This window comes from Bradyrhizobium sp. 63_E2_N1_3, assembly GCF_052076005.1.
GTDB classification, from domain to species: Bacteria; Pseudomonadota; Alphaproteobacteria; order Rhizobiales; family Xanthobacteraceae; genus Bradyrhizobium; species Bradyrhizobium barranii.
Map to the genome: position 1 here is coordinate 7,072,179 of NZ_CP197235.1, position 24,492 is coordinate 7,096,670.

Annotated in this window: 20 protein-coding genes and 1 tRNA gene; 6 read left to right on the plus strand and 15 right to left on the minus strand. The window is 63.2% G+C overall.

The features are described 5' to 3' along the window. Positions 1–194: 194 nt before the first annotated feature. Entirely contained in the window at positions 195–1,250 is a 1,056-nt protein-coding gene (locus tag AB7531_RS33570; RefSeq protein WP_063984892.1) for a LacI family DNA-binding transcriptional regulator, read from the minus strand. A gap of 105 nt (positions 1,251–1,355) precedes the next feature. Beyond that, positions 1,356–2,543: a CaiB/BaiF CoA transferase family protein gene (locus AB7531_RS33575; RefSeq protein ID WP_063984893.1), complete on the minus strand. Its 1,188-nt coding sequence runs from the start codon at positions 2,541–2,543 to the stop codon at positions 1,356–1,358. Between the two features lie 171 nt (positions 2,544–2,714). Between AB7531_RS33575 and AB7531_RS33580 the strand changes: the two genes are divergently transcribed. Then, entirely contained in the window at positions 2,715–3,602 is an 888-nt protein-coding gene (locus AB7531_RS33580; RefSeq protein ID WP_063984894.1) for a VOC family protein, read from the plus strand. 54 nt (positions 3,603–3,656) lie between these two features. Here the strand turns inward: AB7531_RS33580 and AB7531_RS33585 are convergent, their stop codons facing one another. The 6 genes from AB7531_RS33585 to AB7531_RS33610 form a co-directional block, all read right to left on the minus strand. Further along, positions 3,657–3,815, minus strand: a complete 159-nt coding sequence (locus AB7531_RS33585) for a hypothetical protein (protein ID WP_354097065.1) — start codon at positions 3,813–3,815, stop codon at positions 3,657–3,659. Positions 3,816–4,139: 324 nt separating this feature from the next. After that, positions 4,140–6,641, minus strand: coding sequence for a two-component system VirA-like sensor kinase (locus AB7531_RS33590; protein ID WP_063984896.1), 2,502 nt, complete (start codon positions 6,639–6,641; stop codon positions 4,140–4,142). Then, complete coding sequence (locus tag AB7531_RS33595; RefSeq protein ID WP_231144383.1) at positions 6,638–7,546, minus strand: cytochrome-c peroxidase; 909 nt, start codon at positions 7,544–7,546, stop codon at positions 6,638–6,640. The genes AB7531_RS33590 and AB7531_RS33595 overlap by 4 nt, the downstream gene beginning before the upstream one ends. Before the next feature lie 186 nt (positions 7,547–7,732). Next, positions 7,733–8,368, minus strand: coding sequence for a DUF1127 domain-containing protein (locus AB7531_RS33600; RefSeq protein ID WP_063984897.1), 636 nt, complete (start codon positions 8,366–8,368; stop codon positions 7,733–7,735). A 107-nt stretch (positions 8,369–8,475) separates the two neighbouring features. After that, positions 8,476–9,201: a response regulator gene (locus AB7531_RS33605; protein ID WP_014497160.1), complete on the minus strand. Its 726-nt coding sequence runs from the start codon at positions 9,199–9,201 to the stop codon at positions 8,476–8,478. A 365-nt stretch (positions 9,202–9,566) separates the two neighbouring features. Next, positions 9,567–10,517, minus strand: coding sequence for a c-type cytochrome (locus AB7531_RS33610; RefSeq protein ID WP_063984898.1), 951 nt, complete (start codon positions 10,515–10,517; stop codon positions 9,567–9,569). A gap of 389 nt (positions 10,518–10,906) precedes the next feature. On the opposite strand from AB7531_RS33610, the gene AB7531_RS33615 reads away from it, so the two are divergent. The 3 genes from AB7531_RS33615 (at position 10,907) to AB7531_RS33625 (ending at position 14,813) form a co-directional block, all read left to right on the plus strand. Next, entirely contained in the window at positions 10,907–12,253 is a 1,347-nt protein-coding gene (locus tag AB7531_RS33615) for a nucleotide disphospho-sugar-binding domain-containing protein (protein ID WP_063984899.1), read from the plus strand. Positions 12,254–12,337: 84 nt separating this feature from the next. Continuing rightward, a complete protein-coding gene (locus AB7531_RS33620; protein WP_231144381.1) occupies positions 12,338–13,588 on the plus strand; it encodes a multidrug effflux MFS transporter in 1,251 nt (416 codons plus the stop codon). A gap of 202 nt (positions 13,589–13,790) precedes the next feature. Continuing rightward, positions 13,791–14,813, plus strand: coding sequence for an alpha/beta hydrolase (locus AB7531_RS33625; RefSeq protein ID WP_084795243.1), 1,023 nt, complete (start codon positions 13,791–13,793; stop codon positions 14,811–14,813). Between the two features lie 47 nt (positions 14,814–14,860). On the opposite strand, the gene AB7531_RS33630 is transcribed toward AB7531_RS33625, so the two are convergent. Next, complete coding sequence (locus AB7531_RS33630) at positions 14,861–15,328, minus strand: hypothetical protein (RefSeq protein ID WP_063984901.1); 468 nt, start codon at positions 15,326–15,328, stop codon at positions 14,861–14,863. Positions 15,329–15,611: 283 nt separating this feature from the next. Here AB7531_RS33630 and AB7531_RS33635 point away from each other — a divergent pair, with 283 nt between their 5' ends. Beyond that, positions 15,612–16,568, plus strand: a complete 957-nt coding sequence (locus AB7531_RS33635) for a hypothetical protein (RefSeq protein WP_063984902.1) — start codon at positions 15,612–15,614, stop codon at positions 16,566–16,568. 845 nt (positions 16,569–17,413) lie between these two features. Here the strand turns inward: AB7531_RS33635 and AB7531_RS33640 are convergent. The 6 genes from AB7531_RS33640 to AB7531_RS33665 form a co-directional block, all read right to left on the minus strand. Further along, positions 17,414–18,088, minus strand: a complete 675-nt coding sequence (locus AB7531_RS33640; RefSeq protein WP_063984903.1) for a Crp/Fnr family transcriptional regulator — start codon at positions 18,086–18,088, stop codon at positions 17,414–17,416. A 321-nt stretch (positions 18,089–18,409) separates the two neighbouring features. Continuing rightward, a complete protein-coding gene (locus AB7531_RS33645; RefSeq protein ID WP_063984904.1) occupies positions 18,410–18,793 on the minus strand; it encodes a hypothetical protein in 384 nt (127 codons plus the stop codon). Positions 18,794–19,375: 582 nt separating this feature from the next. Next, positions 19,376–21,025: a chaperonin GroEL gene (gene groL / locus AB7531_RS33650; RefSeq protein ID WP_071917644.1), complete on the minus strand. Its 1,650-nt coding sequence runs from the start codon at positions 21,023–21,025 to the stop codon at positions 19,376–19,378. A gap of 141 nt (positions 21,026–21,166) precedes the next feature. Then, positions 21,167–21,484 carry a co-chaperone GroES gene (locus AB7531_RS33655; RefSeq protein ID WP_063984905.1) on the minus strand — a complete coding sequence of 106 codons (318 nt, stop codon included), beginning with the start codon at positions 21,482–21,484 and terminating at the stop codon, positions 21,167–21,169. A gap of 103 nt (positions 21,485–21,587) precedes the next feature. Beyond that, entirely contained in the window at positions 21,588–21,851 is a 264-nt protein-coding gene (locus AB7531_RS33660) for a DUF1488 domain-containing protein (RefSeq protein WP_063984906.1), read from the minus strand. A gap of 515 nt (positions 21,852–22,366) precedes the next feature. Beyond that, a tRNA-Gln gene (locus AB7531_RS33665) sits at positions 22,367–22,441 on the minus strand. 269 nt (positions 22,442–22,710) lie between these two features. Here AB7531_RS33665 and AB7531_RS33670 point away from each other — a divergent pair. Continuing rightward, positions 22,711–24,486 (plus strand): acyl-CoA dehydrogenase, encoded by a 1,776-nt coding sequence (locus tag AB7531_RS33670; protein WP_063984907.1) that lies wholly within the window; start codon positions 22,711–22,713, stop codon positions 24,484–24,486. The last annotated feature ends 6 nt before the right edge of the window (positions 24,487–24,492 follow it).

Consider the following 24,492-nt stretch of genomic DNA (forward strand, 5'->3'; position numbering starts at 1 on the left):
GCAAAACGCTATTCCGCATTGTCGTTTCCTCTCCGTCTCATCCGGCGAGGGGCCCGCCGGTTGCTCTCATGGCGTTTAAAACGCAGTTATGTAAGCGCTTACATATGAGGAGTCAAGCAGCCCTTTGAGAGGGAAGCAGCCCTCTTGGCGGGACGATATGCGCGCTATCGAAGAGACGACCGCTCTCTGCGGGATCAGGCGCCCCTGGCGTGACCTGCGCTGTCGCGGATTTTCAGGACGGGCACGACTTCGCGGGACTGCGCCTGCGCTTGCCGGCCCGCGATCACGGCGAGAAGCTCGTTGGCCGCGAGGACGCCGATCTCCTGATTGTCGACCTTCATCGTCGTAAGCCCCGGAGAAAAGCGCGATGAAATCGCAAGATCATCGAAGCCGGTGATCGAAAAATCCCCGGGCGCGTCCAGGCCGCATTCCCGCGCAGCCATCAACGCACCGAGCGCCAGATTGTCGTTGCCGCAAACGATCGCGGTCGGCCGAACGTCGACGGCTTGCGTCATCAATCCGGCAAAGCTGGCCGCCCCGAACTCCAGCGTCGAGGGACCCATCATCAGATCCTGCGCGGCAATTTCCAAACCCGCGGCCGCGAGCGCTTCGCTGACGCCGCGAAGCCTGTCCTTGACGCGGTCGTTGTTGGTGTCGGGCTGGAAGATGGCGGCAAACCGGCGATGGCCGAGCGACAGCAGATGCTCCGTCATGCGGCTGAACGCGGCGCGATTGTCAAAGCCGATGCACGGATGCGGTGACAGCTTGTTGTAGGAGTACGTCACCACATAGGGAATGCCGCGCGAGTTGAGCGCATCAAAAAGCTCGGGGGGATGATTTTCACCGACCACGGCAATTGCTTCCACGCCGCGCGCAAGCATCGCTTCGGCCTGCCGCAAGCCCTCGTCCGGATCGTAGTTCGAGCAGCCGAGGAACAGCGTGAAGCCGCGTTCGCTGAAGACGGTCTGCATGCCGCCGATCTGGTGGGCGAAGATTTCATCGTCCAGGGTGGGAATGATGGCGCCGGCAATATGCGTCCGGCGCGAGGCCAGCGCCCGTCCGGCAGCATTGGGAATCCAGTTCAGCGCGCGTGCGGCGTCCTTGACCCGCTGCCTGACCTCTTCGGAAACCTTGTCGGGTTCGTTGAAGGCGCGCGAGACGGTCGCGGTCGAGACATTGGCCTTGCGGGCGACCTCCTCGAGCTTGACGCGGCCGCTGCCTCCACGCGCTCTCTTTGAACCTGCCACCATCCCCGCCACGTCGGTCGAACGCTTGATCGATCAATACCTTGCCATGGTATTGACGACCACTGGAGTCCTCAATGAAAATCTCCTGGCGTGAGGCGCGCGCGCTTCCTAGACGATCCCGCCCTGCCGAAGCGTCGCGATCGCAGCCACGTCGTAGCCAAGCTCCGTCAGGACGAGGTCGGTATGCTCGCCGAGCATCGGCGGACGCGATGCGATCTCGCCGGGCGTTTCCGACAGTCGGACGGCAGCGCGGGCGACGGGAGCGCGTTTCGGCAGGCCGGGATATTCGACCTCCTGCATGAAGCCAGCGGCGCGAATATGCGGATGGTCCAGCGCCTGTTGCGGGCTGAGGACGGGCCCGGTCGGAATCATGGCCTTGCCCAGCATATCGACCGCCTCCTGCGTGGTGCGCTCGGCGCACCAGCGCGCCATCCGCGCGCTGATGACGGGGCCGTTGTTACCGCGGCTGATATCGTCGGCAAAGCGCGGATCGTTCAGCCACTGCTCCTCCTCACCCATCAGCTTCGCCCAGCGTTTGAACAGCGGATGCCCCGTGACCTGGCACAGCACCCAGCCGTCCCTGGTGCGATAGATGTCGGCCGGCGCTGCGGTCTGGCCGAGATTGCCGGTCGGAACACGGTTGACGTTGATGACCGCCTGCTCGATCAGCGTGGCATTGGTGAAGGACAGCGCGGTGGCGAGCAGCGCGCCCTCGACGATCTGGCCGCGTCCGGATTTGCCGCGCTCGATCAGGGCTGCGAGGGTCCCGAACGCGCAATGCAGCGCGGTGCCGAAATCGACCCAATTCACCGCGGCCCGATATGGCGGGTCGCCGGCACCGGTCATGTACACCGAGCCCGACATGACTTGGCCGACACCGTCGAAGCCGACGCGGTCGGACCATGGCCCCGGCCCGCCGAACGCGGTGGCGGTCGTCAGGATGATGTCGGGCTTGATCGCCTTCAAGGAGTCGTAGTCGAGCTTCATCGCGCGCAGGGTCTGCGGCGGCAGATTGGCGACGACGACGTCCGCGGTCGCGATCAGGCGGCGCATCACCTCCTGCCCCTCCGGCTTCATCGGATCGAGGGTGATGCACTTCTTGTTGCGGTTGACCTGAAGAAACAGCGCGCCTTCGCCGCCCTCGCCGACCGGCGCCACGAAGCGGTCCTCGCTGCCGTCGCGCTTTTCCACGCGGATGACCTCGGCGCCGAATTCGGCCAGCAAGGTCGCGCAATAGGGCCCCGCGATATAGCGCCCGAAATCGAGGACGCGCACGCCCTCCAAAACTCCTCCCATCGATCCCTTCCCATATTCATATGTTCTCGCCAGATTACAGGGACTGGCCGCCACGGCAAGGCGGCAGAGGACATCATGCCCCTGCCCCCAAGATGTGATCGCCTGACTGTTTCGGCTGGCGGAAATTCTGCTCTAGTATTGCCCCGTCCGTCCCCCAGCCAGAGCACATCCATGCCGCAACAATTCGATCGATCCGCAGAAGATCTCGGCAACGCGATCCATTTCGAGCACGTCAACATCCAGGTCCCCGACCAGCGCCTCGCCACGCTGTTCTACGTGACCGGGCTTGGACTGACCCGCGATCCCTACCTGATGGTGTCCGACACCAACATGTGGATCAATGCCGGACGGAGCCAGTTTCACCTGCCGAGCGGCAGGCCGCAGGTGCTGCGCGGCCATGTCGGGCTGGTCATCGAGGGCCGCGAGGCGCTGCTGGCGCGGCTCGCGTCGGTCGCGAAGAAGCTCGAGGGCACGACGTTCGCGTTCGCCGAGCACAACGATCATGTCGAGGCGACCTGTCCGTGGGGCAACCGACTGCGCTGCTACGAACCGGACGCTGCGCGCTTCGGGCGCATCGCGCTCGGCATTCCCTATGTCGAGTTCGACGTGCCGGAAGGCACCACGAAGGCGATTTGCGCCTTCTACCCCGAGATCATGGGCATGCCCGCAAGCTTGCGAAACGGCGACGGCCAGATCGCCGCCGTGAGGACCGGCCGCGACCAGCATCTGTTATTCCGCGAGACCGATCGGCCGCAGGGCGACTACGACGGCCACCATGTGCAGATGTACATCACCGACTTCTCCGGCCCCTACCGCAAACTGCTGGCGCGCGACCTGATCTCGCGTGAGGACAATCAATACCAGTACCGCTTCTGCGACATCGTCGATCTCGACAGCGGCAGGCATCTCTTCACGGTCGAGCACGAGGTCCGCAGCGCAACCCATCCGATGTTCATGCGGCCGATGGTCAATCGCAATCCGGCGATCAACAACCGCAATTACGCGTTCGGCCACGACCATTCGCTCTGGGCGATGGGGCCGGATCAATACGAGGGATAGGGAACGGCGAACGCGCGCCTTGCGGCGCGCGCGATCCATGACCTCGGCCGGCCATCAGCAGCCACGGCAGATGATCAGCCGGCGGTCGATCTCCTTGTCGAGCCGCTGCAGCTCCGCGTCTTGGGGCGAGGCTTGCGTCGACCCGGGCACGTCGCTGCGTCGCGGCTGCCGGTGACCGATGGGAGCCTGCCGGGACAGGTCCGCGAACTTCATTGCGTCCACACTGCCAGGCGAGGACATGGTCACAGGCGCGCTTGCGCCTCCGGCAGCCCTGAGGCTGGAAACCGATCCGAACAGAAACGTAGCTGCGACGACGGTCACGCCAAGTCTGATTGACATCATCATTCTCCTATCGCGGTGACGTTGCGACGATGCGCACACGATGGATAGGAGGTCCCGGCTACTCGACCATTTCGCCCGCGGTGACATCGCGTTACCATTGCAACCGCGATCGCCGATTGTCGTGCGCCAACTCTGGATTCCTGTTTTGACGCGCTTCCTTCGCGCGAGCCGGCTTCCGCTTCGCTCGAAAACGCTCTACCGCGCCACGGCGGCCCGCCTCACGCGTCGTCGCGCGGCCGACGAGGCGACGCTCCGCGCCAGGACGCCGGCGAGCTCCGCCGATATCAGCGGGTGATGAACGAGCTCGGTGATCCCTGACGTCTCCAGCGACGGCACCGCCAGCTCGCGCGTCGATGGGCTCGCCAGAATCATCGGCAAGGCCGGCGCCGCCGCGTGCAATGCCGCCGCCAGCTCGATCGAGGAGCCTCCGGGCATGTGACACACCAGCGCCGCATCGAAGCGTGCTTGCGCGGTGCGGCAGGCGGTGATCGCCTCCGCCAGCCTGGTGAACCCGACCGGCTCATACCCCAGCGCCGCGAGGATTTCCTCATGGCGCAACAGGCGACGGCGATCGGTGTCGAGCACCAGCACCGTCTCGCCCGCGCCACGGAACGCCAGATCGGGGCTGTGCTGAACCGGCACCGCCTCGTCGGGGTCGCCGGATGGCAGCCAGACGTCGAAGCGCGTGCCCGCATCCGGCTCGCTCTGCACGGCGACGGCGCCGCCATATTGCTCCGCGATCTCGCGAACGGTTGCGAGCCCGATGCCGTTGCCGTCCGGGCGCGTCGTGAAGAAGGGCTCGAAGATCCGTTCCAGCGTCGCCTCGTCCATTCCCGGCCCCGGATCGGTGACCGAAATCACGGTGAAGCGGCCGGGGCCGACCTCACTGCGTCCGATCGACAATGGCTGTTGAAGATCGCGCACCTTGATGCCGAGTTCGATGCAACCCGGCTCCGTCATCGCCTGAGCCGCATTGTTGCAAAGATTCAGGATCACCTGCTGCAACTGGGCGGGCTCGCCCATCACGGTGGCCTCTTCGGCCGACTCGTTCACCTCGAACTGGACGTGCGAAGGCAACGAAGCCGCCAGCAGCGATCTGGTTTCGTCGATCAGGGTCCTGACGCAGACACGCTCCCGCCTGCCCTCGCCGCGGCGGCCGAAGCCGAGAATCTGTTCGACCAGTTCGCGCGCCCGCTCGCCGGCACGGCGGATCTCCGCAAGGCTGCCGGCCGGCCGGCCTCCTGACCGGATTCGCGCTTCGGCGATCTCGGCATAGCCGAGAATCGCACCGACGATATTGTTGAAGTTGTGGGCGATACCGCTGGCAAAGGTGCCGAGGGTTTCCATGCGGCGTGCCTGTTGCAGGCTCGCCTGCAAGCGCTCCTTCTCGCCTTCGAGCCGCACCCGGCGGATCGCGTTGCCGATGGCGTCGAACGCCATGCGAAACAACGAGACTTCGGACCAGTATGCGAGCGCCCCGGCCGGCACGGTATCGAAGCCGAGGATTTCATCGCGATGTCCCCTGACCGCCGTCACGCACAGCCAGCCACCGACGCCGGCGTCCTCGAGCAGGTTCATCGTGTCGTCGGGATGGGCGGCCTTGACCTTGGGAATATAGACGATACCGCCTTCGCCACTGTCGAAGCGTGGCGCGAGGCTCAGCGCGCGATCCGGCCAACCCGGCTCGAATGCGATCCCGTCGCGGGACCACCGATAGGTGCTTGTCGTCGTCCCGGTCGCGCCGACGAAATAGGCGCGATCCGCACCGATGCATCCGGCGAGCTGTTGCAGCGCGGTCTCGACGTCAGCGGTGATCCTCTCGCGGCTCGAATCGATGAACCGCATCGAGATGCCGGCCATGACGTGCTCGAACGCCGCACGGCGGCGCAGCGTGACCGCGCGCCGGTGCAATAGCAATCCGAAATAGACCACGCCGCAGAGCAGCAGCAGCGACGTCATGAACTGCAACAGGCGTACCCGGCGCGCCGACGCCCGCGAGGCGAGCTGACGCCTGGTGATCAATGCCAATACGGCATCCTGCTCGCGGTTGTTCGATTCGGCGACGAGCGTCTTCACGATCGTGTCGATGTCGGGCAGAAGGTCATGCAGCATCTCCCCGTGCATCAACAACGCGCGGACCGAATCCATGTCCTGCGGCGGCGTTTGCACGAGCGCCAGCTCTTCCAATCGACCCTGGACCTGACGCGCCACGACGTCCGACGTATCGAGCGTCAGGCGCAGCATCGCTGCCGCCAATGCGGAGGCGGCCGTGACCAGCGCCCGCTGATCCGACTCAGCCAACTTGTCGCTGAACAGACCGAAATAGGCAAAGGAGTTCTGGAGCAACGCGTTGCGGCTCTTGAACCGTTCGACCAGATCCTCCTGCCGGAGGGCGCGTGCCGACAGCACATCGATGGCCCTGGTCTCTTCGGCATTGAGACCCGGCGTTTCGCGCAGCCGCGTCAGGGCGTCGTCATAGGCATCGGTCATCTGCACCAGCTTGTCATAGTTGCGCGACAGGCCGACGCGCGCGGTCAGCACTTCCCTGGTCATCGCGCGTTCGAACCGGGTGAAGTCGCCAAGCGCCTGGAGCTGACGGTCGTAACGCACCGAATTGAAGTTCAGCCCGTTCAACAACAGCCAGGTCAGCAGGGCGAGCACGCAGGTTACGCCGATCACGGCGGGGGCAAATTTCATGGGGAGCCTCCGACAGTCGCGCCGCGATAGGTGCCGGTCAGACTGTTCAGAAAGGCGACGAGCGCCTTGACCTGCTTCTCCGTCAACGTGGCGTTCAATTGGGCAAAGGCCATCTTGCGAACCGCGTCATCGAGCGTCGGCGCGCTGCCGTCATGGAAATACGGCGGCGTGGTCGCGACGTTGCGCAGGCTCGGCACGCGCAGAATTTTCGGCTCGGGCGATGCGAGCGGGTGGAATATGCCGTGGCGCTGGAACAGATTGCCGCCGACATTGACGCCCTGATGGCAGGACGCGCAGCCCAGCGATTTGAACAATTGGTAGCCGCCCAGCTCGTCCTCCGACAGCGCCGCGGCGTCACCCGCCAGCCAACGATCGAACTTGCCGCCCGGCGTGACCAGCGTGCGCTGGAAGTTCGCGAGCGCGTCGACGACATCGCCGCGCTCCGGGCGGTGGCCGTAAGCCGCGAAGAAGCTCTCGCGCATGTCGGGATCGGAATTGAGCTTCTCTGCGATCTCGACCGAGCTGCTCGCCATGGTGCGCGGGCTTTCCAGCGACGCCCTGGTATCGGCCTCGATGTTGCGTAATTTTCCTTCCCAGCCGAAGCGAAAGCTGAGCGCCGCATTGAAGACGGTGAGCGTGTTGAGCGTGATCGCCGCCCCGTCGGGGCCGACATCGTGCTGCCTCGGGCTCGCGCCGTTCGTCGCGATATCGTGACACGATGCGCAACTGCGTGAATTGTCGTGCGACAGCCTGCGATCGGAGAACAGTCGTTCGCCGAGCTTGACCTTCAGCGGATTGATTGCCGGCGGTGCCGGAATGGGCGTGATGGGCTCATCCTTGCGGACCGACACGAAGGCCGGCGGCGACTGCGACGGTGCCGGAGAGACCTTCAGAGAGCACGGCACCAGTGCGCAAATCACGATCGCGCAACGTCGAAGGCCGGCACCTCGTCCGGCCCCGAGAAATCTGGCGAACTGCTGCACGCCCAGCAATGTGGGGGTGAAGCGAGAATTGTCGCGGCTGCTCAAGGAATTTTGATCGAAGCTGGATGATTTCGCGAAGGTGGCCGCCACATGCTCCGGGCGATGCTGTCAGCAATCACGGCAGTACCTCACCACCCGCTCGATGTCCGACCTGCCGGAAATCCCGAGGTCCCGCAAGGTCCGGTCATCGAACTCCATCAACGCAGCGACGGCCTTCCTGATCTCACGTTCCCGACGCCAGTACGCAGGCAGGTCCATCAGAGTCCCCAGGGTCGCGCCGAGCGACCCCAGCCGATTCCAGCTGCGCTCCAGTCGCGCATCGCGCGGCGCGGCGCGATCGAGCCTGACGATATTCCCATTATTGTCATTCCCATTGTTGTCGGCTCCATCGTTGCCGCTCTTCTCCGCGGGCTCGCGACCCGCCGAGGGCGATCGGCAATCTCTCGTGGCCTCCAGCATCGCCTGAACCGGCGCGGCTGCGGTCGGATGCAAGGCTGCACCGTAGAGGGCAAAGCCCTCCATCAGGGAGGCGAAGACCGCCCACCAGAATGTGGTGACGGGCTGATCCTGCCCGGCAGGCGGCACATCCGGAGGCGAAGCAATGTCCGGCGCGCGATGCCTCGCGGCAACCGCACCGAGACGGACCATGCCGCGACCGTCAGATCGTGCGACCCAGTTCGCCCTGTCGAGTTCCATGTGACCCGGCAAGGCAACGCGGCTCACACTGTGAGAATACTTCTCCATCGTAAATCTCCCACACGCTGTTGGTGGGAGGCAATCTGACGGCCCGCTGTTACGCCAAGGTCACCGCCATCGGCAAATTGGCTACAATTGCAATCCGCCAATTGCTTCTAGAACGGATCGACCGGCACCGCGAAGACATAGCCGACGCCGCGCTCGGTCTGAATGACGCGCGGCGCGCTCGGATCGGTCTCCAGCTTGCGCCGCAGCCGCAGCACCTGGACGTCGATGCTGCGATCGAAGATATCCTCATGGATACGGGTCGCCTGCAGCAGATGCTCGCGGGTCAGGGGACGCTGCGGCGCCTCCAGAAAGGCCAGCAGCAGCGCATATTCTCCCTTGCTCAACGGCACCGGCGCTTCGTCGGGATCGGTCAGCTTTCGGCTACGGCGTTCGAGCTTCCAGCCGCTGAAGCGATAGCCCCCGCGCTCGGGATCGCGGGCGCGCGCGGCCCGTCCCATCTCCTGCCGCCGCAACACCGCGCGGACGCGCGCCAGCAGCTCCCTCAGGGAGAACGGCTTGATGATGTAGTCGTCGGCGCCAAGCTCGAGCCCGACGATACGATCGATCTCGTCGGGACGATGGCCCGTCGTGATGATGACCGGCACGTCGGAATGCGACCGGATTTCCCTCAACAGGTCCAGACCGTCATCCTGACCAAGCCGAAGATCGAGGATGATCAGGCTCGGCTGGCTGCCATCGAGATAGTGGTTCAATTCCGATCTGTTGGAGGCCGCCCTTGTCGGGATATTGTGCTCCTCGAGATATTTGATCACCATTTGCCTTAACGTCGGATCGTCATCGACGACGACGATGTGGCCAATATCTGCAAGCATTCCATACTCTCAAAATTCGCCGTCCGCCGAGTGAGCTGTACTTAAGAATTGCGAACGTCAACGTCCGGCTGTGGTGAAATGATATTGATGTCATCCGAATTGGAATCGCTCAAAATAGAACGGGATATCCGAGGCCATCGGCACACACTGAGCCTATCTATGATGCCGTGATGACGTCGCAACAGGGTAATTCTGCGGCTAATTCCGCCGGATGTCGCATACGTGAATAATTGTGATCCCAACGCTTACTACTTTGGGGCGATAGGAAGCCTGCGGCCTGCGCTGTCGTTCAGCGACTGCGATGTGCTGCGCAGGCTGTTGCCCGCCCCCGCAGGGCGCGATCGTTTGCGGGCTTCACGGAATCATCAGGAGCCCGGCAGAGCCAACAGGTACTGGTAGATCGCGGCGAGATCGTCGTCATCCATCCGCCCGATCGGCCGCCACGGCATCTGCTCGCCGAGCCGATGCCCGTTCGGATCAACGCCTGTGCGCATGGTGTCGACGAATTGCGCAAGGCTCCAGTTCTTGACGATACCGAGGTCCGGTCCGAGCGGCGGCAATTGTCCCGGCACGCCGCCGCCGAGATCCCTGCCGTGGCATTCGCGGCAATCCTGATAGGACAGCAGGTACTTGCCATAGAGCGCCGTCGGCGCCTTCGGCGGCGCGGTGATCACGCCGGTGAAGACGGGCTTCGCATCCGGCAACAGTCCGGCGCCCAGCATCACGATGCCCAGCAGGCTGAAGCGATCCGGCGGATCCGGGGTCTGCGTACCGCTCGCGGGCAGGCTGCGGATGTAGGCGATCACCGCCTTGGTGTCGTCGTCACTGAGCCGGCCGGCATTGGTGAAGGACATGATCGCCAGCCAGCGCCCCCTCGCGTCGATCCCATTGCGAATGGCACGAAAGATCTCGGCATCGGACCAATTCTTCAAGACGCCGGCGGGCGTGAGATTGGCCGGCACGAACGAGCCGATGGGAATCGGGAGATCCTTGGCCACGTCGCCGCCGCCGGTCAGCGTCCCGGTCTGCGAGTGACATGCGGCGCAAAAGCCGTCGGCCACGGCCATGCCTCGGGCAATCTGGTCCGGTGTCGCCTCGATCTTCACATCCGGGACCGGTGCAGAACGGGCGTGTTGCCGGACGATACCGACCGCGGTCAAAGCGGCAACGCCGAACACTGAGATGGCCAGCATGGCCGTCAGCACCATGCCGCTCCACTTCGCCAGAGCAGATTTCGTCCGGGAGGCGCGAACGCCCAGCCAGGCCAGAAACGCGATGAACGCAACCATCGCAATCAGGGCGACAATATTTTCCATGCCAGTCCTCAATGAATTGGGCGCGACCGATGCCGCGCGACATCCGGATCGTCAAAAATGAATTTCGGCCGACGCCAACGCGCCAATATCTGCGAAGGTGTGCCATGCGGAGGTCTGCCGGATTAACAGCGCGGTGTTTCCGTGCCGTTTCATCGCCCGCCGCTCGCGTTACAATTGTAATCCTGTGCGAGTTATCGGCTTCCGGCGCGATGTCACCGGTTTTTGCACCGGCCTTTTTGCCCGGCCTTGGCAGCGCCACGATGCGTTGCCGCCGTAACCATTTTCGCTGCCGCCGGAAGTCTTGGCGTAACGGCGATCGCTTCAATTGCCTCTCACTCGACCGGACGCTCTGGGGCGACCGTGCATCGATCATCAAGAGGTCAACTCACATGAAGATTCTTATCGCTTCGACACCGGCGACGGGTCATCTCAATCCGATGCTGGCGATCACGCAAATCCTGCGTGGCGATGGCCACGAGATCGCTTTCCTGACGGGCACCGCCTTTCGTGCCCGCGTCGAAGCCAGCGGCGTCAAATTCTTTCCCCTTCCCGAGGACGCGGACTTTGATCCGAACGACGTCTTCTCGCGGTTCCCCGAACTCAAGACCATCCCGCCGGGACTGGAGTGGTTCCGTGTTGCTTGCGAGCGCATCTTCGTCGACGCCATTCCGGCTCAGCACCAGGGGCTGCTGCAAATCTTGCGGCAATTCCCCGCCGACATCATTGTCGCCGACGACATGCTGTTCGGTGTACTGCCGATGCTGCTCGGACCGCGCTCGCAGCGGCCTCCCATCGCGCTCTGCGGGACCTCGTTTCTGCATTGGGCGCGCGAGGACGGCGCGCCCAATTTCCTCGGTCTGCCGCCGGCAAAGAGCGGCGAGGAGCGCGATCGCTATGCGGCCATGGCGCGGGAATTTGATGCGGCAGTCGATCAGCCGGTGTCACTGCGCCTGAATCGGGCGTTGAAGTCTCTCGGGGTCGGGCCGATCGCGATGCCGATGTTCCATTCTGTGGTCGCTCTCGGGGATGCCTATCTGCAATTGTCGGTGCCAAGCTTCGAATTTCCTCGCGAGATTCCGCCCTCAGTGCATTTCGTCGGCACCCCACCGATCATCGCCAACCAGGTCCCGCCGCCCCCCTGGGCCGAAGAGCTCGACGGATCGCGCAAGATCGTTCTGGTGACGCAGGGAACGGTGGCCAATCACAATTTCAATCTGCTGGTTGCCCCGACGCTGGCGGCCCTCGCGGACGAGAAAGACATCCTGGTGATCGCGACGGCAGGCGGCCGCCCGGTTGACGCCATCCCCGGCAAGATCCCGTCGAACGCGCGCATCGCCAGCTATCTGCCGTTCGAATGGCTGCTGCCGAACGTCGACGTGCTCGTCACCAACGGCGGCTATGGCAGCGTCAACCAGGCCATGAGCTTCGGCATCCCGCTGGTCACTGCGGGGCTGACCGAAGACAAGGCCGACGTCAACGCGCGGGTCGCATGGTCCGGGGTCGGCATCAACCTCGCGACCAACGAGCCGACACCGAAGGCGCTGCGCGACGCGGTGCGGACGGTGCTCGATCAATCCCGCTTCCAGTCGCGAGCCTCGCAGATCGCGGACGAATTTGCCGGGATCGACACGCGGGCCGAAATCCTCCGGGTCATCGGCGAGCTTGTGGCCGACGAGAGCTCGCACACCGGCGCGATGGCGGCAACCCGGGGGCGGCGCGCCGAACGGCGCGCGTAATCGCCGAACGCAGCGATGGAGGGCGGGCGACCGCGCCTCCATCGCCTCATGCACATCGACCAAGCCGGAACCGGAAATCTGTCCATGCAAATCGACCCCGCATCCTTCGCCTTCACGCTGCTGCTCGGTTTTCTGGCGGCCGTGCCCTATTCCGGCATCGACATCAATCTGCCGGCGCTGGCAGCAACCGGTGCGACGCTCGACGCGAGCGCGTCGGATGTCGGGCTGACCATGAGCGCCTTCATGCTCAGCCTCGCCACCGCGCCGCTGATCTACGGACCTATCTCCGACCGCCTGGGCCGCAAGCCGATTCTGGCATTCGGCCTCGTACTGTTCGTCGCAGCAAGCCTTGCCTGCGCGAAAGCGTCCTCGCTGCCGGTTCTGTTGCTGGGCCGCTTCGTCCAGGGCATCGGCGCCGCCGCCACCGCAACGACCTTTGCCATCATTCGCGATCTCTTCGACGGCAACGCCGCGCGAGGCAAGATCGCCAACGTCATGGTCACGGTCAATGTCGCGACCGTGATCGCACCGACGGCCGGCGCCGCCCTGCTGGCGATCGCCGGCTGGCGATCGATCTATGCCGCCCAGGCGGGGATCGGTCTCATGCTGCTGGTCGTGGTGATGTTTCGCTTCGCGGAGACTGCGACGACCGACCGCGCCGGCCGCCTGGGGCTTTCTGCTGTCATCGACAGCTACCGCCAGGTGCTGACGCATCCGGTGTCGTTGCCTTTCATCCTGGTCGGCGCCGCGGGCGGCGCGACCGTGTTTGCCTACGTCACCGGCGCCTCGCTGTTCTTCGTCGGCGCCATCGGACTGCGCCCGGAGCAATATGGCCTGATCTTCAGCGCATGCTCGGGGGCCGTCATGGTCGGCGCCTTTCTCGACGGCCAGCTCGGCCGGCGCGGCGTAGAGTCGGCGCGCATGCTCACAACCGGGCTGACGCTGTCGGCCGCCGCCAGCACCGCCCTGCTCGCGATGACATTGGCCGGCTGGATGCCCACGTCACTCGTGGTCGCGCTGCTGATGGCGGTCGCACTCGGCTTCGGGTTCAGCGTGCCGAACGTGATGAGCGCGACGATGCAGCGTCTCCCGGAGATCGCGGGCGCCGTCAGCGCTGCCGCCGGAAGCATTCAGCTGACCGCCGGCGCGATATCGAGCGGACTGGTCGCACTTCGCTTCGACGGGCGGACCGCGTTGTCGATGACGGCGGTGATGGCGGCAACGTCGCTGCTCGCCCTGGTTCTCTATCTGCTGGTCGCGCGCCCCGCCGAACGCCGCCTGCCGTCGCAGACGATCGATCCCGGCGTGGCGGTCCGCAGCCCCACGAAGTCCTGAGTTGGGGTTGCGACCTGACTAGGCCAGTGAGGGATCGAACCTCCGCATGGCGGAACCAAAACCTGTTTGATTATTCGACGATTTCAATCCGCATTTGGAACAAGCGGCGTGGCGCGCCCCGCCCTTATTCTCGCCGCCATCATCATTCAGGAACGCGCGCAGGGGGCGGGCTCCTCCAGGGGGCAGTTCCCAAAGGTTCTGCGTGATCATCCGACGTTTAGTGCAACACGAAGTGATTGCGTCCCGCCGTGCGCTCCTTGGCGGGCTTGCGTCCTCAGCCTGCGTTGTCGCGCTGGGCGGATGCGCCAGCCTGGGTGCTACCGGCGCACGCTACGACGCTTCGTCGCTCTCGGTCGACCCTACATTGCTCGTCGTAACCACGCGCAAGCCAGTGAACGGCGGCCGGACGAAGCCGTGGTTCGGGCCGGAGCGGGCTTCTACGATGACCGTCGCACGCGCGAAGCTTGTGGCGCCTGGTGACAGCCGTTTTTCTCTGGCTGCAGCGGGGCTTGACGATTGGCGTCTTGATGGGGTCGAGCCGGTATCGGGCGATGTCGGCAGTCTTGTCGCGCAGGCCGGCGGCGGACCGGACGTCCTGATCTACGTGCACGGCTTCAAGCAGACGTTCGAGACAGCGGCGCTCGATGCCGCGCATCTCTCCGATGGCATCAGGTTCCGCGGCCAGACGATGGTATTCTCCTGGCCCTCGAAGGCTGGACTGTTCGACTACGCCTATGACCGCGACAGCGCAATGTGGTCCCGCGATGGCTTCGAACGCGTGCTGCAATCTGTCGTGACGAGTTCAAGCGCCGGCCGCGTCCACATCGTCGCGCACAGCATGGGAACCATGCTCACGCTCGAAAGCCTGCGCCAGCTCTATGCGCGATCCGGTGACGCCGTTGCGGGCAAGATCGGGGCCGTGGTGTTCGCCGCGCCGGACATCGACATGGACGTGTTCTCGTCGTCGATCAACCGCATCGGTCCGCTTTCGCGCAAGATCACCGTCATCGCCGCGACGAACGACCGCGCGCTGGCGTTGTCGGGGCAAATCGCTGGTGGGATGACACGGGTCGGCGCTGCCGAGAAGACCGCCATCGAAGGGCTTGGGGTGCGCGTGGTCGATGCTTCCGAGGCAGGCTGGGGCGTTATCAACCACGACCTGTTCCTGTCGAATGCGGAGGTGCGCCAGGTGATCCGCCGCTCGATTGATACCGTGGCCGCGTGAACCCGGCGTGGCGGAAACGATATCGCTGATAGAGAGGTATCTTGGGGCTAGCTCTGACATCCCGTTGACAGGTTCAATGCCTTGAACAGGCCATCGAAGACACCTGACCGGCAGGGCTTGACCTCCGCGACTGGCTTGGCGCGCTTGGCATTCGCAAATGCCTTGGACGTTCCCTGCACGGGCCGAGGTCTGGGCAGCATGACCGCGAATTTTCTCCCGCTTGCGGTGCGCTGGTGTGGCGCGATGATCTTCAAAGGCTCTGGCGCAACATTCGCCGTTTGATCCGGCGGAGGCATCGGTTCGCTCAAGGAGACCGGCTGCGGAGGCGCTTCAAATTGCATGTGCATGTGCGGGGTCCCGAGCCGGTCTGCCGTCGTCAGCGTATCGGCTGAGACGCGTAACCCGACGGTCGCCTGAACAGGCGGCGCGTTCACGGGCTTGGTCATGCGCGGCGCCGTCTCAAGCTCCATCACCGCGAGTGTACTGAAGCCAACGAGGATGAGAGCCGCCTTCATCTGATTTCACGCTTCCCGAACGCGACGCCTCGTTCAAAGCCTGCCGAAAAATAAGCTCCCGAAAATCGGAGACCAATTGCGGACATCCAATAAGGCGGCTTGGCGGCAGAACCGAACCAGCCGGCGGGGCGACCGGACAAGATCAGAGACAGGGTTAACGCGGGTCATGCGAACTGGCCCCTTATGCGGAGTGCTCGCTGTCGCCTAACGACCGGTACCTGAGGCCCCCCCTCGAGCTTGCAATGTGCTAGTCTGAGCCGGCACTCAGCCCGGACGGTGCACCGTGACCGATGGTCGTCACCCGGCATGGACCGAGGAAAGCCGCTTTCGCGGTGCGCTCGACGATGTGATTATCATCCCACTTGTTGTTGTTGCGCTCGCCACGAACAAGATCCTGCGTTTCGTTCTTGCGATCTTGATGCGGATGCTTGACTTCGCCTTCCCTTTTGCGATGCAGATTGTCTGGCTGCCGCTGTTCGCGGCCAGGGTTGTCGGCGATGTCATCGTAACTGTCATCAATGGCGCGGTGCGCTTGCTTCCCCTGTCCGCGTCGAAGCGTCGACAGTGGGGTAGATCGATTCGCCGAAACTGGTTGTGGTTCCGGCGGAAGATCAGCTATCGGGCGTTCGAACACGCTGTGCATGATGCCTTTGAAGGCGGCATGGCATGGGTGTTCAGAACATGCCGGCATCTCACGCCGAATGCCGCATTGCTCGTGATCCTGTGCGCGGTCCTTTGGCTGCCGATCTCTTTCGGTGCGGCAACGGCGATGCACGCGATATTGTTTGCCAAGGTCACATCCTGGCCAGCCTGGATGCAACTCCTGCATCCGCTCGCAACGGTCATCGCGAAGAGCAAGCTTCTGGTGCTACCGGTCTATCCGGCAGCCTGGCCGCAGGCCAGAAAGCATCCACTCGTTCAGCTCGTCTTCAAGGGCTACGACATCATCAAGCGCGTGCATGTGATCAGAAAGGTCGGCCTTCGCTATCGGCAGGCAGAGATCGCCGGGACCGCAGCGGTTGAGAGGCTCGAGCGCATTGCCGGCCTCACGTCGGCGGTGAGGTGGTTGCGCGAGGCGCATGTCGCAGAGCATTTGGGCGTCGAGAAGCCCACTCAGGAATTGCGTTCGTTCTTCGCGCGATGGTCCATCAAGTTCTCGGCCGAATATTACGAAGCAAAGGAACGGCAAGCCTCAGCGGTCCCATCATCAAACAGCAGCAAGCTGCGACCGCCGAGTTGATCGTCAATCGCCAACGGCCTCACCGTGCCGCCGTCGCTGCCCGATCTCTCTCCAACGGGCAACGGACTGCGACATTTCCAAATGAAGCCAGGACAGCTTGTCTTACCATCCGGCAGCGAATCCCACTGGTCGATAGATCAGAAGCTTGGGTGCAAACCAGCGCCGGGACGCGATTGCGGTGTTTCTGTCTGTCAGCATCATTGCCGCGCCTGAGGGATTGGTCGGACGCTGCCGGGCGCGTGCTCCTCGCCGCCAATTGCTGCCGACTCCATCGCTCGCAACTACGATGTCGTCGAAGATGGCAGTGAATTGTTTCTGACTACAATCCGCTACAGCAGCTCTTTTGCCGCGCGGCACGATTGGACGCACGGCAAAGCGATCCGTGCGCTCCTCTGGCAATCTTATTTATGCCGAGGGCTCGCTATTCATCGCTTCGATCCCCACATTTAAGTCCACCTTGGTCAACCGTCGAGATTGGCCGGAGTGCGCGGAGACTTCCAACGAAAGGGCTCTGCATATTGTCCAAATCTCAGCAGCATCGCGCAAGAGCGACCGCGTCCGGCGAGCTCGTTAAGGATTCGGCCAGCGCTGAGGAAAGCTGTAAATTCAACACCTGGCGGGCCGGCTTCGTCTTTTTGACGGATCACAGGCGCAACAATGAAATCGGTCGCAACAAGCTGCCTTTGAAAAAGGACACGCCTGGCGATGCGAGATCGAGCGCAACCGCTCTGTCACGATGGGAGAACGAGGGAGGCTCGGTCCGCGACGAACTGCCGCCCTGATCCGCTATTCGAGTGGGCTAATGTCCCGCGTTTGGCCCGGCGCTCGGTTTGGCCGCGCGGCGGTCAGTTCTTCCGGTCTATCTCGGGTTTGTCGCGCAGAACCGCGTTCAGAAGCGAGCTATGGACCTCGATCTTTCCATTGTAGCTGATGAAGCCAAGCTTCCGGAACTTGTTCATGAAGAAGCTGACCCGTGATCGGGTCGTACCGATCATTTCGGCCAGCGTTTCCTGGCTGATATTGACGCCAATGGGCTGCGAGCTGGCTTCCTTGCCGAAGTTCGCCAGCAGAAGCAGCAGGCGCGCCAAGCGTTTCTCGCTCGAATTGAAGAGTTGGTCGATCAGGTCTTCTTCAATCCGGCTATTGCGCGCGAGCAAATACGCCATGAACAATTGAGAGAACTTCGGCTTGCCTTCGAGCGCTGTAGTCATCGCCGTCTTCGATATTCTCGTGATGACACAGGACTCCATTGCCGTAGTCGTGGCAAGACGCAATGGATGACCATTGAGGCAGCCCTCGCCAAAGAATTGTCCGGGCTCCAAAATCCCAACGACGGCTTCCTTGCCTTGGTCCGAAACGACCGTGAGCTTGATCTTTCCCTCTTGAATGTAGAATACCGCGTCCGCAGCATCTCCCTGCACGAACACGCTCCGACCTTTGCCAACTTTCGAGATCGATTTCCCGGCCCCGACCTTGGCAAGGAATGCTCTGGGATCAAAGTCCTTCGCCGCTTTCACCAAGGCAGGACTCTCGTTCGCTGGACCATTAACACGCAATCATACTACCACAATTGAAAGGATGTTCACCCGTTGGAAGGCCGCGTGGCGTGCGGCAAATCGGGAACTGAAATGACGAGGGGAAGCGCTCGGCTCGACCTGGGCTTCAGGGATTTCGTCCCATCGAGTTCTCCTTTCAAAGTAGATACGACGAATTTGATGCTTGACCATCTGGCGACGACTGCCTGGTCTGCTTTGCAGGAGCCCCCTTCCACTGCGCAAGATGCAGACGTGTCGAGGGGCCGGCGCGTCTATGCGCAGATTTCCGCCGCGCGACTTGCCTGACTATCCGCGCAGCTCCACAGCTTTCTTGCTACCAAGCGATTCGGCACAAGCTTTCGCAACGGCTGAATTTGGCTCAGTGCTTCCCGGCATCGTGGCCCAACCGCCTTTTTCGACGAACTTGCTCTGATCCCACGCATAGGTCGTCTTCTTCATTGCGACCAGGTTTTCCGACGCATCAGCGGCTTGTTGAAACTTCTCAACGCAGATGGGTGTGAGAGCTGCGACGACAGCCGTCGCAGCACTATTCCTCGCGAGCGTCTCGGCGGCCCCACCCGTCACCCAGCCGCCCCAGCTGAAACCCACGATTGCCAGAGCAATTGCTCCGGCCACGGCTCCCCACAGTGCCGGCCGCACGGCAGCTTTCGTCTCCCTGGAGATTTCCATGATCTTCGCCTTGATTTAGAGGTATGTTGAGCTTCACCGGTTAAGGAGGCTAGACACGTAGAGGGATCGGCGTCTGTACCAAATTGCTCACTGCACTCGCGTAGGGATACCTTCGGGATGGCTTGATGCGCCGGCTCGCTGCAGTCTGATGCCAGCGCGCCACGGCGAGTATCTGCACCCTTGATGCTCCTGGAAATGCAGGGCCTTTGTGAGATTCTCCGCCTTTCGCGGTTGAGCGCTGGCGGTACCAATAATCGGTTCAGGTGTTCCTTTTCGAACAGACGGCGACGCCTCTCCCCGCTTTATTCCTGCATTGCCTGACTTGAATATATTACCGATCAGCCCGGCCCTCGCGGCCGGGCTTTTCGCTTGGGAAGGCCGTTCGCAGTCGAGGCCGATAGAACAGCAGTCTCACCTCGGCGTCTCGGCAAACGAGGAGAAGCTTCCCTGGAAGGGTTTGCCGGACTGCGGAGTGCGCATGCGGTTCTCAACTGACCCTTTCCTGTGAGCAGATCGTCGCTTCTGCCTCCTGGAAATCGGCCATCCCTTCCCTTGTCTCCGTTCGGCCATGAGCGGGTTGACCTAGAAATCCATACCGCCCATGCCTCCCATGCCGCCGCCACCCGCAGGCGCGCCGCCGCCGGCGTTCCTCTTCGGCACCTCGGCCACCATGGCTTCGGTGGTGATCAGGAGAGCCGCAACCGAAGCCGCGTTCTGGATCGCCACGCGAACCACCTTGGTCGGGTCGATGATGCCCTTGGCGACCAAGTTGCCATACTCACCGGTCTGCGAGTCGAAGCCGTAGGCGTACTGTTCCTTTTCCAGGATCTTGCCGACGATGACCGAGCCGTCTTCGCCGGCGTTGATCGCGATCTGGCGAGCCGGCGCGGACAGCGCCTTGCGCACGATCTCGACGCCGGTCTTCTGGTCGTCGTTCTTGGTGCGCAGCCCCTTGAGATGCTCGGAGGCACGGAGCAGGGCGACGCCGCCGCCCGGGACGATACCTTCCTCGACCGCCGCGCGGGTCGCATGCATCGCGTCATCAACGCGATCCTTGCGCTCCTTCACCTCGACCTCGGTCGCGCCGCCGACGCGGATCACCGCGACGCCGCCTGCGAGCTTGGCGAGACGCTCCTGGAGCTTCTCACGGTCGTAGTCCGAGGTGGTCTCCTCGATCTGCGCCTTGATCTGGGCCACGCGCGCCTCGATGTCGGCCTTCTTGCCGGCGCCGTTGACGATCGTTGTGTTCTCCTTGTCGATCATCACCTTCTTGGCGCGACCGAGCATGTTGAGCGTGACGTTCTCGAGCTTGATGCCGAGATCTTCCGAGATCGCCTGGCCGCCGGCCAGGATCGCGATGTCCTGCAGCATGGCCTTGCGGCGATCGCCGAAGCCCGGAGCCTTGACGGCCGCGACCTTCAGACCGCCGCGCAGACGGTTGACGACGAGGGTGGCGAGCGCCTCGCCTTCCACGTCTTCGGCGATGATAACGAGCGGCTTGCCGCTCTGTACGACAGCTTCCAGGAGCGGCAGCAGTTCGTTCAGGCTGGAGAGCTTTTTCTCGTAGATCAGGATATAGGCGTCGTCCATTTCAACGCGCATCTTGTCGGCGTTGGTGACGAAGTAGGGCGAGATGTAGCCGCGGTCGAACTGCATGCCTTCGACGACTTCGAGCTCGGTCTCGAGCGATTTGGCTTCTTCAACCGTGATGACGCCCTCGTTGCCGACCTTCTTCATGGCGTCGGAGAGGAACTTGCCAATCTCCGCATCGCCGTTGGCCGAGATGGTGCCAACCTGAGCGATCTCCTCGTTCGAGGTGACCTTCTTGGAGTTCTTGACGAGGTCGGCGACGACGGCGTCCACTGCCAAGTCGATGCCGCGCTTGAGGTCCATCGGGTTCATGCCGGCGGCAACCGCCTTGGCGCCTTCCTTCACGATCGCAGCCGCGAGCACGGTGGCGGTGGTGGTGCCGTCGCCGGCCGCGTCAGCAGACTTGGAGGCAACTTCGCGCACCATCTGTGCGCCCATGTTCTCGAACTTCTCTTCGAGCTCGATCTCCTTGGCGACGGTGACGCCATCCTTGGTGATGCGGGGAGCGCCGAACGACTTGTCGAGGACAACGTTGCGGCCCTTCGGACCGAGCGTCACCTTTACCGCGTTGTTGAGAATTTCGACGCCGCGCAACATGCGGTCGCGGGCATCGACGCCGAATTTGACTTCTTTGGCTGACATGGCGATCTCCGTTTTCAACTGGTCAGATCCCAAAAGCCGCGCAACTGGCGAGCTCTTGAGGGATGAGATTTGAATTGCGGGCCTCATCCTTCGAGAACCCGGCTACGCCGAATCCTCAGGGTAAGGAAAACCGGCTGGCGCTTACGCGGCCTTCTTCTTGGCGGCCGGCAGATCAGTGAGGACGCCCATGATGTCGCTTTCCTTCACGATCAGCAGGTCGACGCCGTCGATCTTGACTTCAGTGCCGGACCACTTGCCGAACAGCACGCGGTCGCCGACCTTCAGGTCGATCGGGATCAGCTTGCCGGCTTCGTCGCGGCCACCGGGGCCGACGGCGATGACTTCGCCCTGGGAGGGCTTCTCCTTGGCGGTGTCCGGAATGATGATGCCACCGGCTGTCTTGTCGTCGGCCTCTATGCGCTTGACCACGACGCGGTCATGGAGCGGACGGAATTTCATGCGATCCTCCCTGGCTTTTGTGATTATTTCTGGATTGGCAGTCGTAATGAAGCACGTGCCGTAAACGAAGTCTTCCGCTTCCATCAAGACGCGAGGCTTCGTCTCAAAAATTGGCGGCGACCAGATCGTAAGAGCCCCTGCTGCCGCGGACGTACACCCTGGCAGCGGCGGCGCATATCACATCACGATTGGAATCGAATGCGCTCAGGAAATCCGATTCATTGTTGGAGTGAGCGCCCGGTTCAAGTCGCCTCAGCGCGTCTTCCTCTATGAAGAACGATGCCTCTAACGCGCTATCGTATCCCCAAAAACGCACGGCGTGCCGCGTTCGGTCATATGAACGACTGAAATTCGGAAACTCGATCATGGTTGGGTCCGATCAAGTTTGCGCAACGGGAATAGGTTCTGAGAGCGATCCGGCTGCGCTAAACCATAAATGGCTACTCTGGAATCGGATTACAACTGTCCACGAAAATTAAGTGCGACCAGCCTCGTGATCTTCTTCGGGCTGTTGATCGTCGCTGCAATTAATTTTCAGTGGTAGTTCTCTCGGCTCACCCGCGCTATCGGCTCAAGCCAACAGCTAGTTGGCTCCGCTGAAATGACTCACGAGCTCAGCCCGGCGGCAGTTGATGCGATCCTTTCACAAGGTACGACCGTCACTCGTACTGCGCTCAGTCCTACAGGTGGTCAGCTTGTCTTCAGCGACCCGCGCGATCGTTGTGCGAAATTCGCGAACACCGTCCGGGTAACTGATCTCGAGTTTCTGGAAGATGTTCTGAGTGAATGGTGGCGAACAAAAACAGCAACGTCTCCAGCGGACGGCGCCATCCGCTCTCCAAATGGGGCAACGATGACGTCGATTTGGTAAGCAATATCAATTGGCTGGGGCGGGAGGGATCGAACCTCCGAATGGCGGAATCAAAATCCGCTGCCTTACCGCTTGGCTACGCCCCAACAGGCGACCAGGGAACGGGCGGAAGAACCGGCTACCGCAGATTCCCGCTGGTCGCAGCCGGTCTATAGGGAGCGGCGCGCCATTTCAACCGCCTGGAGGGGCAAAATACCTGAGGTCCAGGACCGGGGCCGGCGCTGGCCGAGCCACCCTTTATTATAGGCCCGGCGGCGGCGCCGTTCCGGGCCGGCGCAGTCCCGGCGTTCGGGCAGTTGAGACCTCCCCCGTTTCATGGGAATACGGCGCCAATACCTGTCCACGGGAGTGAGCCATGACCTACCGCGCGCCGATCTCAGACATGCTGCTGTCGCTCAACCATGGCGCCGGCCTCAAGGCTGCCGTGGAGGCCGGCCATTACGGCGATTTCGACGGCGACATCGTGAGCGCCGTGCTGGAGGAAGCCGGCAAGTTCGCAACCGACGTGCTGGCGCCGCTCAACCAGGTCGGCGACGAGCACGGCATCAAGCTCAGCGATGGCAAGGTCACGACTGCGCCGGGCTGGCCGGACGCCTACAAGCGCTGGACCGAGGGCGGCTGGAACGCGGTCTCCGGCCCCGAGGATTTCGGCGGCCAGGGCCTGCCGATCGCGATCAACGCCGCCTGCACCGAGATCTGGAGCGCTTCCAACGTCGCCTTCGGCCTCTGCCCGCTGCTGACGGCCTCGGCGATGGAGGCGCTGGATGCGCATGGCAGCGACGAGCTGAAGAAGATCTATCTGGAAAAGCTCGTCTCCGGCGAATGGACCGGCACGATGCAGCTCACCGAGCCGCAGGCCGGCTCCGACGTCGGCGCGCTGCGCACCCGCGCCGACAAGCAGGCCGACGGCACCTATCGCATCAAGGGGACGAAGATCTTCATCACCTATGGCGAGCACGACATGACCGACAACATCGTGCATTTCGTGCTGGCGCGCCTGCCGGACGCGCCCGCGGGCACCAAGGGGATCTCGCTGTTCCTCGTGCCGAAGTTCATGGTCAATGCCGACGGCTCGCTCGGCGCGCGCAATGACATCTATGCGTCGGGCGTCGAGCACAAGCTCGGCATGCACGCTTCCCCCACCTGCACCATGACCATGGGCGATCATGGCGGCGCGATCGGCTTCCTCGTCGGCGAAGAGAACCAGGGCATGCGCTGCATGTTCACGATGATGAACCAGGCCCGCCTCGGCGTCGGGCTGGAGGGCGTCGGCGTCGCCGATCGCGCCTACCAGCAGGCGCTGGCCTATGCGCAGGAGCGCAAGCAGGGCCGCGCCATCGGCAAGAAGGGCGACGGTTCGGACGCGATCTTCGTGCATCCGGACGTCAAGCGCATGCTGATGCGGATGCGGGCGCAGACCGCCGCCGCACGCACCATCTGCTATGCGACCGCGGTCGCGATCGACGTCTCCACGCGCGCCAAGGATCCGAAGGTCCGCGCGGACGCCGCCGCGCGCGCGGCGCTGCTGACGCCGATGGCGAAGGGCTATTCCACCGATATCGGCAACGAGGTCGCCTATCTCGGCGTGCAGGTGCACGGCGGCATGGGCTTCATCGAGGAGACCGGCGCCGCGCAGCACTATCGCGATGCGCGCATCACCGCGATCTACGAGGGCACCAACGGCATTCAGGCGATCGATCTCGTCACGCGCAAGCTCGCGGCCAATGGCGGCGCTGCGGTGTGGGCGCTGCTCGACGAGCTCTCGGCAACCGTGAAGCAGGTCGAAGCCTCCAACGATCCCGCTTTCGGCACCACAGGTATCAAGCTGCGCGAGGCGCTGGAGGCGCTGACGCGCACCAGCAAGTGGCTGCTGGAGCGCGTGACCTCCGCGCCGAACGAGGCGCTCGCCGGCGCGACGCCGTATCTGCAGCAGTTCGGCTCGACGCTCGGCGGTTGCATGCTGGCCTCCGAGGCGCTCGCCGCCAAGTCCGACGGCAACACTGACGCCCCGCGCTACGTTTCGCTCGCGCGCTTCTTCGCCGAGAACATCACGGTGCAGGCCGGCGCGCTGGAGCGCACGGTGACGGAGAGCGCGGAGTCGGTCGCTGCGGCGGATGCGGTGTTGTTGTAAGCGAGA